The 13,248-nt window shown below is 42.6% G+C and carries 16 protein-coding genes; 3 read left to right on the top strand and 13 right to left on the bottom strand.

Translation table 11 applies throughout. The features are described 5' to 3' along the window. Positions 1 to 788, bottom strand: a 788-nt coding sequence (locus HP456_RS11895) for a stage II sporulation protein P (protein ID WP_172251320.1), incomplete at its 3' end; no start/stop codon positions are given. 228 nt (positions 789 to 1,016) lie between these two features. Next, positions 1,017 to 2,165 carry a GPR endopeptidase gene (gpr, locus tag HP456_RS11890; protein ID WP_172251318.1) on the bottom strand — a complete coding sequence of 383 codons (1,149 nt, stop codon included), beginning with the start codon at positions 2,163 to 2,165 and terminating at the stop codon, positions 1,017 to 1,019. A gap of 202 nt (positions 2,166 to 2,367) precedes the next feature. Here gpr and rpsT point away from each other — a divergent pair, with 202 nt between their 5' ends. Then, positions 2,368 to 2,619, top strand: a complete 252-nt coding sequence (gene rpsT / locus HP456_RS11885) for a 30S ribosomal protein S20 (protein ID WP_172251316.1) — start codon at positions 2,368 to 2,370, stop codon at positions 2,617 to 2,619. Positions 2,620 to 3,035: 416 nt separating this feature from the next. On the opposite strand, the gene holA is transcribed toward rpsT, so the two are convergent. Next, the gene (gene holA, locus HP456_RS11880) at positions 3,036 to 4,055 is read right to left on the bottom strand and encodes a DNA polymerase III subunit delta (RefSeq protein ID WP_172251314.1); all 1,020 of its coding nucleotides are present in this window, start codon (positions 4,053 to 4,055) and stop codon (positions 3,036 to 3,038) included. A gap of 295 nt (positions 4,056 to 4,350) precedes the next feature. Between holA and HP456_RS11875 the strand changes: the two genes are divergently transcribed. Further along, on the top strand, positions 4,351 to 4,485 hold the full coding sequence (locus HP456_RS11875) for a YqzM family protein (RefSeq protein ID WP_172251312.1): 135 nt from the start codon (positions 4,351 to 4,353) through the stop codon (positions 4,483 to 4,485). A 157-nt stretch (positions 4,486 to 4,642) separates the two neighbouring features. On the opposite strand, the gene HP456_RS11870 is transcribed toward HP456_RS11875, so the two are convergent. The 3 genes from HP456_RS11870 to HP456_RS11860 all read right to left on the bottom strand — a co-directional run bounded on the left by HP456_RS11870 (position 4,643) and on the right by HP456_RS11860 (position 8,210). Beyond that, complete coding sequence (locus tag HP456_RS11870) at positions 4,643 to 6,940, bottom strand: DNA internalization-related competence protein ComEC/Rec2 (protein WP_172251310.1); 2,298 nt, start codon at positions 6,938 to 6,940, stop codon at positions 4,643 to 4,645. Next, on the bottom strand, positions 6,933 to 7,496 hold the full coding sequence (locus HP456_RS11865; RefSeq protein WP_172251308.1) for a ComE operon protein 2: 564 nt from the start codon (positions 7,494 to 7,496) through the stop codon (positions 6,933 to 6,935). The genes HP456_RS11870 and HP456_RS11865 overlap by 8 nt, the downstream gene beginning before the upstream one ends. A 66-nt stretch (positions 7,497 to 7,562) precedes the next feature. Next, positions 7,563 to 8,210 carry a helix-hairpin-helix domain-containing protein gene (locus tag HP456_RS11860; protein ID WP_172251306.1) on the bottom strand — a complete coding sequence of 216 codons (648 nt, stop codon included), beginning with the start codon at positions 8,208 to 8,210 and terminating at the stop codon, positions 7,563 to 7,565. A gap of 116 nt (positions 8,211 to 8,326) precedes the next feature. Here HP456_RS11860 and comER point away from each other — a divergent pair, with 116 nt between their 5' ends. Further along, a complete protein-coding gene (gene comER / locus HP456_RS11855; RefSeq protein ID WP_172251304.1) occupies positions 8,327 to 9,145 on the top strand; it encodes a late competence protein ComER in 819 nt (272 codons plus the stop codon). A 90-nt stretch (positions 9,146 to 9,235) separates the two neighbouring features. Here comER and HP456_RS11850 read toward each other — a convergent pair whose 3' ends face one another. The 7 genes from HP456_RS11850 to yqeH all read right to left on the bottom strand — a co-directional run. Further along, complete coding sequence (locus HP456_RS11850; protein ID WP_172251302.1) at positions 9,236 to 9,982, bottom strand: class I SAM-dependent DNA methyltransferase; 747 nt, start codon at positions 9,980 to 9,982, stop codon at positions 9,236 to 9,238. Next, on the bottom strand, positions 9,982 to 10,329 hold the full coding sequence (gene rsfS, locus HP456_RS11845; protein WP_172251300.1) for a ribosome silencing factor: 348 nt from the start codon (positions 10,327 to 10,329) through the stop codon (positions 9,982 to 9,984). Before rsfS ends, HP456_RS11850 begins: the two co-directional genes overlap by 1 nt. Positions 10,330 to 10,333: 4 nt before the next feature. Beyond that, entirely contained in the window at positions 10,334 to 10,900 is a 567-nt protein-coding gene (yqeK, locus tag HP456_RS11840) for a bis(5'-nucleosyl)-tetraphosphatase (symmetrical) YqeK (RefSeq protein ID WP_172251298.1), read from the bottom strand. Continuing rightward, on the bottom strand, positions 10,893 to 11,462 hold the full coding sequence (locus HP456_RS11835) for a nicotinate-nucleotide adenylyltransferase (RefSeq protein ID WP_172251296.1): 570 nt from the start codon (positions 11,460 to 11,462) through the stop codon (positions 10,893 to 10,895). Before HP456_RS11835 ends, yqeK begins: the two co-directional genes overlap by 8 nt. Positions 11,463 to 11,475: 13 nt before the next feature. Then, positions 11,476 to 11,769: a ribosome assembly RNA-binding protein YhbY gene (yhbY, locus tag HP456_RS11830; RefSeq protein ID WP_172251294.1), complete on the bottom strand. Its 294-nt coding sequence runs from the start codon at positions 11,767 to 11,769 to the stop codon at positions 11,476 to 11,478. A 2-nt stretch (positions 11,770 to 11,771) separates the two neighbouring features. Continuing rightward, positions 11,772 to 12,605, bottom strand: a complete 834-nt coding sequence (gene aroE / locus HP456_RS11825; protein ID WP_172251292.1) for a shikimate dehydrogenase — start codon at positions 12,603 to 12,605, stop codon at positions 11,772 to 11,774. A 10-nt stretch (positions 12,606 to 12,615) separates the two neighbouring features. Next, on the bottom strand, positions 12,616 to 13,248 hold a 633-nt coding region (gene yqeH / locus HP456_RS11820; RefSeq protein ID WP_172251290.1), incomplete at its 5' end, for a ribosome biogenesis GTPase YqeH.

The raw sequence follows: 13,248 nt of genomic DNA, 5'->3' as shown, positions 1-13,248 counted from the left end.
GTCTGCACCAATGGGCGGGATTCCTGATATGCTTCATAATAATCCAACCCTTTTTGATTCAGTTTTTGAACCACATCCGTTTTATCGATACTTGTACCGATTCCAAGCTGCTCCAGATCTGATTGGAGCATATCCCCGACTTTTGTCACGTTGATCCTGGAATGCATGGCTGAATCGGGATCTGTTACTCCATCCAGATAGGGAAGGTAGGATTCTCTCGTATGTGTAAAGTAGAGATGCACGGTTTTTTTATCACCTGTGGTCAGAACAGATTTACCTGCATCCCTTCCGCCATCTTCTTTAGTCAGTTCTTCTACATTTTTCAATTGAGCCTCTTTCTCCGTATCCAAGGCTTCCCGGGGAGGGACTGATTCAATCGGCATATTCGTGAAATCGGTCCCTTCCCCTGCCACCAAGACTTCTCCATCAAAGATTGAAAAACCGGGCAATTCCTTTCCAAGAAAGCTCCTGGGATCGTCGAAACTGATATTCGTCGCAACTCCGAATAGCAATGATGATATATTCGGAAGTTCTTTTCCTTCTTTTGTCAAAATGATGTTAAATGATCGATTTTCCAATCCAAACAGCTTATAAAGCACTTCTCCCCTTATTCCTGAAGCCGCTTGATTCAATGAGTCCGATGTAATCCTAAATTGGGGGTTCACCGAGGTCAGCAGTGCCGATATGGAAAAGATCGAAAGCATGACTATAGTTGTTATCATGATTCCTTTAATAATGGATGTTATACTGACCGCTACAACATAGTTAGTGGCTTTAGACGACCTCATTCCCTCACCCTTCCTAAAATCTACTCTAGTTCAAGTTATGTAATTGATAGACATAGTAGAACCACATGTAGTAGTCATTATGATGATTTCCAACAAGGATTAAACAATGACGAGGAAAGTTTTCTAGTATTTTCGATAGAATAAACTTCACTTTACTAACGTGAACCAATTTATATGACAATAAGAAAAGCTGCGGCACCATTCAGCCGCAGCTTTCCCCCCAAATGTCTATCTAGTTTGAAATCCTGTGTTGCCCTGGTTTACAGCTCCGTGCAATGCAGCATTGAGCCCGTTTGCCACCAGGTTAGCCATGTCTTCTATGAAAACATCCACTTCTTTGGGTGTGACCATCAAATTATGGCCAATCGGAGCGAGCACTTCATGGATTAATTTTCTCTTTTCCTGGTCTTCCAGCGTCCCCACAATTCCCATGAAGGTTTGACGGTGTTTCTCTTCAGGAAGATCTTCTTCCGTCAGTTGCTTTCTTTCTCCGAATGTGAGACCGGCAGGAGCGAGTGACCGTGATGGGCGGTCACCTTCCTTCATTTCTTTCCCAAAATGCTTTAACAAAAAGTCTACAGTGTCACTTACAATCGTTACTGCATCCAGAACAGTTGGAACCCCAATGGCAATGACCGGCACACCCAGTGTTTCCTTATCCAGTCCTTTCCTCTTGTTCCCCACACCTGAACCCGGGTGTATGCCGGTATCTGATATCTGGATTGTAGAATTGACTCGTTCAATAGAACGGGAAGCAAGGGCATCAATTGCAATAATGAAATCCGGTTTTGATTTCTCTACCACTCCGAAGATGATATCACTCGTTTCAATTCCTGTTAAACCCATTACCCCCGGTACAAGTGCACTCACAGGGCGATACCCTTCCTGTACAGATTCCGGTTGAAGCTCGAACAGGTGACGTGTCACCAGCACATTTTCACAAACATGAGGACCTAGTGCATCGGGAGTGACATTCCAGTTTCCCAGACCTACAATTAAGCAGCTTGCGTTTTCTCCGATATTATTATTTTTTAGAAATTGACTGAATTCTTTGGCGAATACAGATTCTACCCTCTGCTGAAGTTCAGAGTTTTGCTCCCGTATACCATGGGCTTCAATCGTCAAATAGTCACCTGCTTTTTTCCCGATATTTTCTTCGCCTTCCGGAGTGATCGTAACAAGGGATATCTTCACTCCTTCCTCCTCTCTCTCCTTTATCACAACACCTTTTATTTCAGAATTTACTTCGCCTTCTTGAATATCTTTATTTTCTTTTTCAGAAATGACCATTTCTCTCGCTTCTACGGCAAGATCCGTACGAACAGAATATACACTTAAGTCTATCTCTTCTTGATTCTTTTTCTTTTCGTCTTTCATTTTCCGTCACCCTCCAAACATTGAATGTTACAAGATTATTTTTTAGGTTTGCCTTTTCATCGGAGCTTCATTCACTAGTTTATTTTCTCTCCTAAGTATTGCAATATCACCATTCGTTTGATAAAATATCATTTGTTCTTATAGATTAGGAATTTAAATCGAGTCACATAGAATCTCGATCCTTTTTTAGGAGGTGACAGGAATGCCAAACATTAAATCTGCTATCAAGCGCGTTAAAACTAGCAACGAGCGCAATGCTCAAAATGCTACTGTAAAATCTTCTATGCGTACAGCTGTGAAGAAAGCAGAAGCTGCAGCTGCTAACGGTGCTGAAAACGTTAAGGAATTAACAAACGATGCGATTCGTCAATTAGACAAAGCAGCTCAAAAAGGTCTTATCCACAAAAACGCTGCAAGTCGTCAAAAATCACGTCTAATGAAAAAAGCAAACTAATCAGAAAAGCTCAAGCCCCTTTTTTCAGCCTGACATGCGTTAGACACGACGAGTGAAGGCACACTTTGACGTCATCCGTCGTGCTGAAACAATCTCAAGCATCCAGGCACTGGAGCTGGACAAAAAAACCACTGGAGAATCTCCAGTGGTTTTTTTATGTACTTTTCTATTGTCCAGCTCCGGCGGCTTGGGACTCGAGGTCATAAGGCATTCCATCCATAAAGGCAAAGTACGCCTTTCCGGATGGCCTGCCTTATGCTTGTCGTCCCAGGGCGAGCCGCCTCCGCTTTTCTATTGTCCAGCTCCGGCGGCTTGGGACTCGAGGTCATAAGGCATTCCATCCATAAAGGCAAAGTACGCCTTTCCGGATGGCCTGCCTTATGCTTGTCGTCCCAGGGCGAGCCGCCTCCGCTTTTCTAGATCTCATGTAATTTAAGGAGGAACATTTCGATCATCAGTTCTTTTTTGATTTTGCCGGTTTTGATTTCGTAGTCGCCTTCCGATAGCCATTCAATGATTTTGGCCAGTTGATTGTCATTGAAGTATTTGGCGTGGCCTGCAGCCAGCTTCACCCTGAAAGGATGCACTTTTAGATATGTTGCAATCTTCTGTTGGCCGTATCCTCTTCTTGATAACTCTTTCGTTCCGTAAATCAGCCTGAATTGACCTGCCAGGATGGAAAGAATTTTTAAAGGCTCTTCATTCTGCTTAAGCAAATCATAATAGATGCGGAGTGCTTCATCAGTCCTTCTCTGAACCACTTTATCCACCAGGGAAAAGATATTCTGTTCGAGGGATCGGGCGGTTAATTTCTCCACTGCACCAGAATCGATATGATTTGTATCACTTGCATAAAGCGACAGTTTATCCAGTTCCTGGGTTAGCATCATCAGGTTTGTCCCTGCCAGGGTCAGGAGAAGTTCGATGGCATCTTCGTCGATTTGAACAGCATTTGAAGCCGCCCTTTCCCTTACCCAGACTTTCAGTTCCCGTTCATTAAGTTTTTTAGCCTCTACAACTTCAGCATCCTTCTTCAGCGCTTTGGTTATTTTCTTCCGTTCATCAAGTTTTTCATAACGTGCCGTAAGTACAAGGATTGTGTAAGGGGCAGGAGATTGTATGTATTGTTCAAGCCTTTTGATGTTATGCTCCACTTTTTCCTTCGTCTTTTCTGCAGTCAAAAAAACAGGGTTGTCCAGAATAACCACCCTTTTCTCACCCATGAACGGAAATGTTTCCGCATCCTCAATCGCCACTTCCACAGGCGTCTCTTCCAAATCATATCGTGAAAAATTAAAATCCATTTCGTCTTCGGTCAAGGCAGCAGAAACAATTCTCTGTTTTGTTTCATTAATTAAATATGATTCATTTCCATATACTAAATAAATAGCAGCAAACTGAGATTTCTCAATTTTCTTCCAAGTATCAATAACCAAGTCAGCACTCTCCAATAATTCTTTTATCCTCTCTATGTTAAAAAAGTATTTGGTTTTTGACAAGTGGTAAGTAAGGGGACGCCCAGGCTCAGGACACCCCCTATATCTATATTAACGTTCATGGGAAAGACCTAGGAAACTTTCCCGGGAACGGTATTCCTTTGTAATGATTAGTGTCACCCTTCTGCGGGTAACTTATAGGTGACAACTCTTGTCAGTAAAGGAAAATGTACAGTGAAGTATAGATTTTTCACAGTCGATGTTCTATACTAGAATAGAAATAGGAGGGGTAGTTATGAACCAATTTGAAAAAAACGTGCAATCAAAGAGAAATGATGCTGTAGACTCAGGCGTCGGCTTTATTGTTTCTTTTGGATTCTTTGCTACGATGTTTGTTATCGCTACTGTCATTCAACTGATTGGATCTTAATGAAAAAAGAAAATCAGGGGCAGACTCAAAAAGAACCGGTTTCTTCAATTTCCATATATGGTACTGAACAGAGTAACATACAATTGGGTTGAAGGCCTGACACTTTCTGAGGTCTGCCCCTTTTTCTTTAGCGCTTAATATGTGTTGGTACTTCATACTATGGATGTTGAGCAGAAAATGTTCCTTGTCCTCCCAAAAAACGATACGTCAAAGCACCATGCTCGGCTGTATTATGAATCAAAACTTCATTTCTACGCAGCCGTTTTAATATTACGGGATGCGGATGCCCGAATCGATTTCTCCTTCCAGCAGATATTACGCCAATTGATGGCCGGACCTCTTCTAGAAACGCTTCACTCGTGGAAGTATTACTACCGTGATGGCCAACCTTTAAGACATCGGCTTTTATATCGTACGATTGGACGAACGCTTTCTCTCCCTTTTTCTCCATATCACCGGTAAACAGCCACTTGAGCCCCCCCATCTCTGAATAAATGACAAGAGAGTCATCATTTCCCTCGTATTCATCATCTTGAGGAGACAAAATGTGAAACGAATACCGCCCTGCCTTCCATTCAAAAGGGGATTTGACTTGTTTGACTGCAGTCTCAGTCTCTTTTGCGAGCATTAGTATTTCCTTCATTTGTATTTTCTCATGACTGTTTGGAGTAATCAGGATTTCTTTTACATTTAACGTTTCCATCAATTCCCCGGCTCCCCCGATATGATCTAAATCTCCATGTGTAAGAATGAGCTTATCTACACTCATGACTCCCTTACTTTTCAGGAATGGAAGGATTACGTCTTCACCTACAGTAAATGTTTTTGTTTTCTTTTCCCATTCTTCCTTCGAATATGCAGCAGCTCCGCCTGTATCGATAAGATAAGTTCCTTGATTAAAGGGGAGGTCGATGAAAATGGCGTCACCCTGGCCGACATCAATAAACACAATCTCACCATACGGACTGAAATGATTCCATGCCATATGCAGCAGCATGAAGCTGCATACCATCAGCGACGAAACCTTCCACTTTCCCTTTTCAAATTGAAGAAATACATTCAGAATCAACAGAGCATAGCAAATGATTGCCAGACTATGCGGTTTTCCTAAAACAACTGTATTGAACGGGAACCCTGCAATCAAGGAAGAAAGAGCATCCACATTGAGTACTATCAGCGTATAGAATGAAGTCAGTAAATAGAAACCGTCAGAAACCAGCAGATTCGTCAAAAATGTTAACAATGCCATCGGGAGGACAAGGATAGAAAACAGAGGGACAAATAGAAGGTTGGTTAAAAATCCGGCAAGCGAAAACTCAAAAAAGTGAAAAAGGATGATGGACAGAGAAGATAATTGGGCTACTGCGGTCATTTTCAGTAATTGGATAATATAGGAGGCGGAAGAAGCTAATATAATTGTGGAAGACAAAACGAGGCAGTAACTGACAGTAAACGAAAGTTGAAAACCTATGTCGAATACCGAATAGGGGTTCCAAAAAAGCAGGCACATGAAGACGGTGGATAAGCTGTCCAGCGTACTTACTGAGGTCCGCGATTTCCTGAAGAGTAAAAGGATGATCAGCATAAAAGAAGCTCTGACTACAGGCGGCGCCCCGCCTGTAATCACCATATAGAACAGCAAAAAAATGACCGATACCCATATAGCAGATTCCCGAGTGATTCCGAGCCGGAGAAGGATATAGTAAAGCATCCCGAAAATAAGTCCAACATGAAAACCTGAAATCGCGAGTAAGTGGACGATACCCAGCTCCCTGTATGAGTTCATCATTTCCTCGTGTATCCTGCCAGATTCGCCAAATATCAATGCTTGAGTCATCCCTACGGTATCTTCCGGAAAATGTTCTTCTATATACTTTAAGCCAGTATATCTCCACTGTATCAATGAATATTTCCATGAATCGCCCGTTTTTTTGCAAGATTCAAAAGAATCCACCTGTAAAATCCAATGAATATCACGCTCATAAAGATATCTTTTATAATTGAACAGATTAGGATTGGAATTTTTTGCAGGTTCCTCAAGTTTTCCATGAATTTCACACGTGACTCCAGGCATCAGTTTTTTTGCCATTTCGATCTGTTTTTCTGACGGGATTTTATAACGAAAGATGATCCCTTCGTTATTAAGTTCTCCAAAACCGCGTAATGAATTGCCGTCAACTGAAGGAATCGAGTCGATCGTTAGAAGGTGGATGGGTGTTTGGGAAGTTAAAGTGGAGAATTGGTTCGTTTTACGAAGGTCGGAGAACAAAAACGCTGCAAGGAAAACGATGAAGCAGGCAATCCATACGAACATAGTTGATTTGCGGACAAGGAGCGTCAGGAATAGAGAGGCTATAAAGAAAGCACTCCAATAGGATTGAAGTGCCAATAGTGTTCCCGAAAGAGTCGAAACTGCCATCCACAGCAGCATATAGCCCGAAATGAAGTTACTCATTAAAAAGCTTTATGTATTCTTGCTCATATTTCCCAATCAATTCCTGATTGCCGCCTTTGTTACGGAGTTCCTCGATGAGCGATAGGACAAATTTTGACTTCTCTTTATTTTGAGGATCCAGGCTTTTTTCATGAAAAGGAACTTTTTCGATACGCACCTCTGCCTGTTGAAACAGCTCTGCTGCATAGGGGTGATTTTTATAATCAGTCGCATAATAAACAGTTTTGATACCTGCTTGGACGATCGCCTTACAGCACTGAAGGCAAGGAAAGTGAGTAACATAGATCTCAGACCCATCTGTCCCTACTCCAAACTTTGCACACTGCAGCAATGCATTCATTTCAGCGTGGATGGTCCTCACACAATGGTTGTCTATTACGTAGCAGCCTTCATCTATACAATGATCTCCACCTGCGATCGAACCATTATATCCCCCCGCTATGATCCGTTTGTCACGTACGATGGTGGCGCCGACAGTCAACCGGGTGCACGTGCTTCGGAGTGCCAGCAAATGACTTTGAGCCATGAAATATTGGTGCCATGCTATTCTTTTCATTCTCTGTCTCCCTTCAAATCTAAGGTCTTTCTATAAGTGTATAAATAGTCAGCATGATTCGTCAATTTATTGCACAAAAATATAGTCTTTTAATTTTTCGAAGGTTTTCTCACCGATCCCTGAAATATCCTTGATGTCTTCAATCTTACTGAAAGGTCCATTTTCTTCTCTGTATTGGATAAAAGTGGCTGCCTTGGCAGGTCCTATCCCCGGCAATGTTTCAAATTCTTCCTGCGTACCGCTGTTAAGGTTTATTTTTGTTTCATCAGAACCGCTTTGTTCTCCTTGGATGACGGGGATATCAGACTCCACTTCGCCCCTTTCAGGAACATAAATCAGCATTTCATCAGACACCTTGACAGCCAGGTTGATTAGCTTGATGTCTGCTTCAGCGGTGAACCCCCCTGCCCTGTCGATGACAAACTTCAGACGCTCCCCTCTCTTCACCTTGTATAATCCGGGTTTTTTAACAGAACCTTTAACATCCACAAATACGTTTTCTTCTTCTCCAGAACCTCCTTGCTTTTTCAGTTCACTTGCTTCGTTCGATGCTGGCGCCCCCGTCTCTTTTTCTTCGTTCTGAGCGGGAACCTCAGGAATAATCGTCTCTTTTGGCTCTCTCTCCCGGAAGGCAATAAGGACCAGTACAATGACACATATACAGCCAGCGGCAATCATGAGGATGCTCTTATATTTTTCAAAAATGGGATGCATATTGAATTCACCTCGGTTGGAATAATCACTAAATGGTATTCATAGGTTGTAGGAGTAAGTTGTTTTCTAATAAATGGCGGCATTTCGTCGTTATTAGGAATGAAGGAGGGCTGTAAATGAAAGCAGGGGTAATCGGAACGGGAAATATGGGGAAAGTGATCATAGAGGCTCTGATTGAATCGAAAGCAATATCTCCTTCTAATCTTATCATTACAAATCGCACACTAAAAAAAGCAGAAGAAATCAAGGAAAAAACGAATGTTCATGTCATGAATTCGAATGAAGAGGTGATACGTTCTTCGGACCTGCTATTTATATGCGTAAAACCTCATGATGTATTTCGCGTCATCGAGGAAAATAAAGATAGCTTTACAGAGGATAAGTGTGTGGTATCGATCACAAGTCCAGTCAGTGTCGATCAGTTACAATCCATTGTGTCCTGTTCCTGTGCTCGTTTCATACCAAGTATCACAAACCGTGCCCTGAGCGGGGTTTCCCTGCTGACGTTCGGCAATGACTGTACAGAGAAATGGAGAAGGGATTTATTGGAACTCGCAAAGCATATTTCCACTCCTGTCATCATTGATGAAAACGTCACCAGGGTCGCGTCTGACATCGTAAGCTGCGGACCAGCATTCTTCAGTTTTCTGACTCAGCGGTTTATCAATGCAGCTGCAGAAGTGACAGAAATAGATCAGGAAACAGCCACTGTGCTTGCTTCAGAAATGCTTATCGGTCTGGGCGAGCTGTTAAAGAAAGATATTTATACATTGCCGACACTTCAGGAGAAAGTCTGTGTAAAAGGCGGGGTTACCGGCAAAGGTATTGCAGTGATGGAAAAGGAACTGGGAGATGTCTTTGAAAAGTTATTTCAGGCAACACAGGAGAAGTTTGCAGATGATATCGCGGAAACGCAATCACAATTCGGAGTCTGACTGCTCTTTATTCACATTTCGACATAAAATACCAAATTCCTTCTTTTTTAAAAAAATAAACCGGAAACAGTCCTTGATGGACTGTCCGGTTTATTTCTTTTTGCATGTAAAAAAGATACGCTCGCTCTTGTCTGAAGGCGGTTGTCCTGTAAAGTCCCCCGTAACACCCAGCACCTGAAATCCCGCACTCAAAAGCCATTCTTTCAGCTGAAGGACAGGATAGGTGCGCTGCTTATGAAGTTCTTCCACCCTTTCATACAAGCCGCTCTCCTCATCATACACAAAAAAAGTAAGTTCATGTTCCACGCTGTTAGGCACATCACCCGGGAAACAATCCCATATATATGAAACGGAATCATCGGTCAGCGTAAAGGTGCTGTTCATGAAAATTTGCGACATTTTAAATACTGAATGCACATCAAACAGGAAAAGGCCATCCTTCCTCAAATGACTGTGAACATGCTTAAATGTTTCCATCACATCTTGTTCACTTTCCAAGTAGTTGAGGGAGTCACAGAAGATCGTAATCAAATCATAGTCTTTTCCAAGGTCGAGCCTGGCCATATCCTGTTGAAAAAGAGACAGCTTGCAGTTTCTTTCAAAGGCTTTTTCCTGAGCGATGGTGAGCATGTCTTCGGATAAGTCCACTCCAGTCACTGCAAATCCAGCCCCTGCAAGCAGCAAGGATAATTCACCGGTCCCACAGGCTATATCCAAAATATCCTTTCCTTCTACCGAATAGGATTCTGCCTCACGATTGATAAATTCCAGCCAGCCCTCATAATTCACGTCCTGCATTAAATAGTCATACACATAGGCAAAACGCTCATAACTCATTAAAGGCTCCCGCTTACCTCAACAAAAGAGGCATCTCCCCATAAACGCTCGAGATTATAATAACCTCTCTCATCTTTATGGAAAACATGGGCAACGATATCCCCCAAATCGACAAGAATCCAGCGTGCCTGGTCAAATCCTTCCAGACGTTTAACCGTATACCCATTCTCTTCTGCTTTGTCCTTCAATTCCCGCGCAATAGCCTGTACCTGCTTATCGGAGTTACCGTGACAGATCAGGAAATAATCTGCAATGAGTGAAACACCTTTCATATCAAGTACAACAATATCCTCAGCCCGTTTATCATCTGCAGCTTTATATGCCAGTTCCATTAAATGTTGTTCCATATTTTCATCTCCTCTGTTCAAGTACCAGTTTATTATAGAAACGGAATGTATCCGGATAAATTGCCTGTTTTTTTTTCATCAGGAATACCATGGTGTTCTGAAGGGCTTGGAGGATTGCTTCATCAAGGGATTCCCGTGCTGTTTCCCTCACCTCTTCAACCCCTGGAAAATGACGGTTTGGTTCAATATAATCCGCTAAATAAATCACTTTATCCAGAATGGACATGTGATCATTCCCTGAAGTATGAAAGCGAATCGCATCCAATATTTCACGGTCAGCTATACCCGCTTCTCTTTCAACCAGGATGGCCCCAACAGGAGCGTGCCAAAGTTCGCTATTATACTCCAACAGGTCCTTAGGCAGCCCTTCTTTTTCAATGATTTGTTTCATTTCTTTTTTATCACGGAATTTTGCATAGTCATGAAAAATCGCCGCAGTTTCTGCTTTTTTTTCATCTGCGCCATATTTCCTGGCCAGCATAATAGCCGTTTCCATTACACCGCAAGTATGTACATACCGGTGTTCGGTCAGCTGCTCTTTCACCATTTCCAAAGCGGTATCCCTATCCATACAGTTTCTCCTCCTTTATGATTCGATACACCTCATCTGTGACAAGATAGCGAATCGATTCGTTATTCTTTACAGCTTCCCGAATGAAGGAGGAGGAAATAGAGAGGTCTGGCACTTCCACAAACTGTAATCTATAAGGAGTTTCACAGGAATAGTCCGGTCTGTTCACCCCGATGAAGTGTACCATTTCCATAAGTTCATCAATGCGAAACCAGTTAGGGAGGTATTCGATCATATCCCCGCCGATGATAAATGAGTACTCAATCTCAGGATCTCTTTTGGTCATTTCCTTTATTGTATCGTATGTGTATGAGACGCCTTCTCTTTGAAGTTCGATTTTTTCAATCTTAAAATCAGGGTTTCCGCTGACCGATCCTTCAAGCATTCGTAATCGCTGTTTGGCCGAGACAGTCTTATCGCTCCTTTTATGAGGAGGCACCTGATTCGGAAGAAATCGGATTTCATCCAGTTGAGCTTTTTGCAGAACCTGCTGCGCAATGACAAGATGTCCTATATGCGGAGGGTTAAATGTCCCCCCGAGGAGTCCAACTTTTCTCTTCATTTATCCTTCACCCTTATCTCGGCAGAGTGATTTGCTTATTTTCTTTCGATTCTTTGTATAGTACGATCGTGCTTCCGATCACTTGTACAAGCTCTGCCCCGGTACCTTCCACCAGTGCATCCGCCACTTCTGTTTTCTCCCATTCACAGTTTTGAAGGACACTGATTTTCATAAGCTCCCTTTTTTCCAGTGCTTCATCAATCTGTTTGACCATATTTTCATTGACGCCGCCTTTACCCACTTGAAAGATCGGCGATAAGTGATGTGCTTCCGAACGTAAATACCTTTTTTGTTTACCTGTTAACATTGTTAACCTCCCAGTTGTTTTAAAACGACTTTTTTCATTAATTCTGTATTTGGAGTAATCCCTGTCCATCTTTCAAATGCCAATGCCCCTTGATAGACGAACATCTCAAGACCATTTTGAATGACTGCACCGTTATGCTGCGCCTCTTTCAAAAAAGAAGTCTGCAGGGGGTTATAAATAATATCACTGAATACAGCCCCTGTTTTTACACGGCTTGCCTTAAGGGGGGATGCCCCTATATCAGGAAACATACCGATTGATGTAGTCTGAATGACGACATCATACCTACTCAGATTTTCCTCAGCCTCCAGAAGGTTGCAATAGTGGGAAGCAATCTCAAATGGGCATGATTCCATCATCTCAAAGGCCTTGTTTTCCGTGCGGTTTGTGAGATCGATCCTCCTTACTCCGAGTGAAGCCAGAGTATAATAAATCGCCTTTGCTGCTCCTCCCGCTCCAATGATCAATACTTCTTTACTTGCCAGATCACCTGCTATTACTTTTTTCAGACCCACCACAAACCCTTGGCCATCTGTATTATATCCTATCAACTTTCCTTGTTGATTGACGATCGTATTCACGGCACCGATGGAAGCGGCCAGAGGATCTATTTCATCAAGCAGAGCCATGATGGAAGTTTTATGTGGAACCGTTACATTGATCCCTTTTAAACCTAGTGCACGAATACCTTTAACGGCATCGGGCAGTTTGGCAGGTGATACTTGAAATCTGCTGTATGCCCCCTTGAGACCTGCATCTTCTAATGCGGCATTATGCATGACAGGAGACATGGAGTGAGCAATCGGGTCTCCGATTACACCATATAGATCATTCACTCTACCCCTCCTAAATTAGAGACTTTCTTAAGAATACACTGACACCTTTAGGAACATGGGCAGCAATCGAGGCACCCGCTTCATTTACTGTGATCCACCCAAGACCAGAGAACACGACATCCGTCTTTGCCTCTTTCACTTTAAACTCGTGCTTTACAAGTTCAGGAAAAGTTTCCATATCATCTTTACGCGGCGGTTGAAGCAACTCACCTGCGTGATTTTTATAAAGATCATCCGCTTTCTCCAATTTTGTCCGATGAATCGTTAGTTCATTTGAGAAATACGCCGTAAACGGCTGACGTTCGCCCTTCAAAAAGTCAAATCGTGACAACCCTCCAAAAAACAGAGTCTGTTCAGCATTCAGCTGGAATGTCCTTGGCTTGATCTCCTTCTTAGGGGTAATAACCTTCAAGTCCTGCTTATCCACAAAATGGGCCATCTGATGGTGATTAATGATCCCCGGTGTATCAATAAGCGATTTCTCATCATCCAGAGGGATTTGAATCATATCCAAAGTAGTTCCAGGAAAATGTGAAGTCGTAATGACATCCTCTTCCCCTGAGACGTTCCTGATGATCCGGTTAATGAAAGTTGACTTCCCGACATTTGTACAGCCAACTACGTACACATCTTTTCCATTGCG

The organism is Bacillus haikouensis (assembly GCF_013179555.1).
Taxonomy (GTDB): domain Bacteria; phylum Bacillota; class Bacilli; order Bacillales; family Bacillaceae_B; genus Rossellomorea; species Rossellomorea haikouensis_A.
The sequence above is the reverse complement of the archived record's forward strand: the minus strand, read 5'-3'. Positions and strand labels throughout refer to the sequence as shown.

What these genes read in the sequence shown, in the direction of transcription:
- gpr (WP_172251318.1), bottom strand. Translation starts at nt 2,165, where the DNA reads ATGAAAGACGAAAAGAAAAAGAATCAAGAAGAGATAGACTTAAGTGTA.
- rpsT (WP_172251316.1), top strand. Translation starts at nt 2,368, where the DNA reads ATGCCAAACATTAAATCTGCTATCAAGCGCGTTAAAACTAGCAACGAG.
- HP456_RS11875 (WP_172251312.1), top strand. Translation starts at nt 4,351, where the DNA reads ATGAACCAATTTGAAAAAAACGTGCAATCAAAGAGAAATGATGCTGTA.
- HP456_RS11870 (WP_172251310.1), bottom strand. Translation starts at nt 6,940, where the DNA reads ATGAGTAACTTCATTTCGGGCTATATGCTGCTGTGGATGGCAGTTTCG.
- HP456_RS11865 (WP_172251308.1), bottom strand. Translation starts at nt 7,496, where the DNA reads ATGAAAAGAATAGCATGGCACCAATATTTCATGGCTCAAAGTCATTTG.
- HP456_RS11860 (WP_172251306.1), bottom strand. Translation starts at nt 8,210, where the DNA reads ATGCATCCCATTTTTGAAAAATATAAGAGCATCCTCATGATTGCCGCT.
- comER (WP_172251304.1), top strand. Translation starts at nt 8,327, where the DNA reads ATGAAAGCAGGGGTAATCGGAACGGGAAATATGGGGAAAGTGATCATA.
- HP456_RS11850 (WP_172251302.1), bottom strand. Translation starts at nt 9,982, where the DNA reads ATGAGTTATGAGCGTTTTGCCTATGTGTATGACTATTTAATGCAGGAC.
- rsfS (WP_172251300.1), bottom strand. Translation starts at nt 10,329, where the DNA reads ATGGAACAACATTTAATGGAACTGGCATATAAAGCTGCAGATGATAAA.
- yqeK (WP_172251298.1), bottom strand. Translation starts at nt 10,900, where the DNA reads ATGGATAGGGATACCGCTTTGGAAATGGTGAAAGAGCAGCTGACCGAA.
- HP456_RS11835 (WP_172251296.1), bottom strand. Translation starts at nt 11,462, where the DNA reads ATGAAGAGAAAAGTTGGACTCCTCGGGGGGACATTTAACCCTCCGCAT.
- yhbY (WP_172251294.1), bottom strand. Translation starts at nt 11,769, where the DNA reads ATGTTAACAGGTAAACAAAAAAGGTATTTACGTTCGGAAGCACATCAC.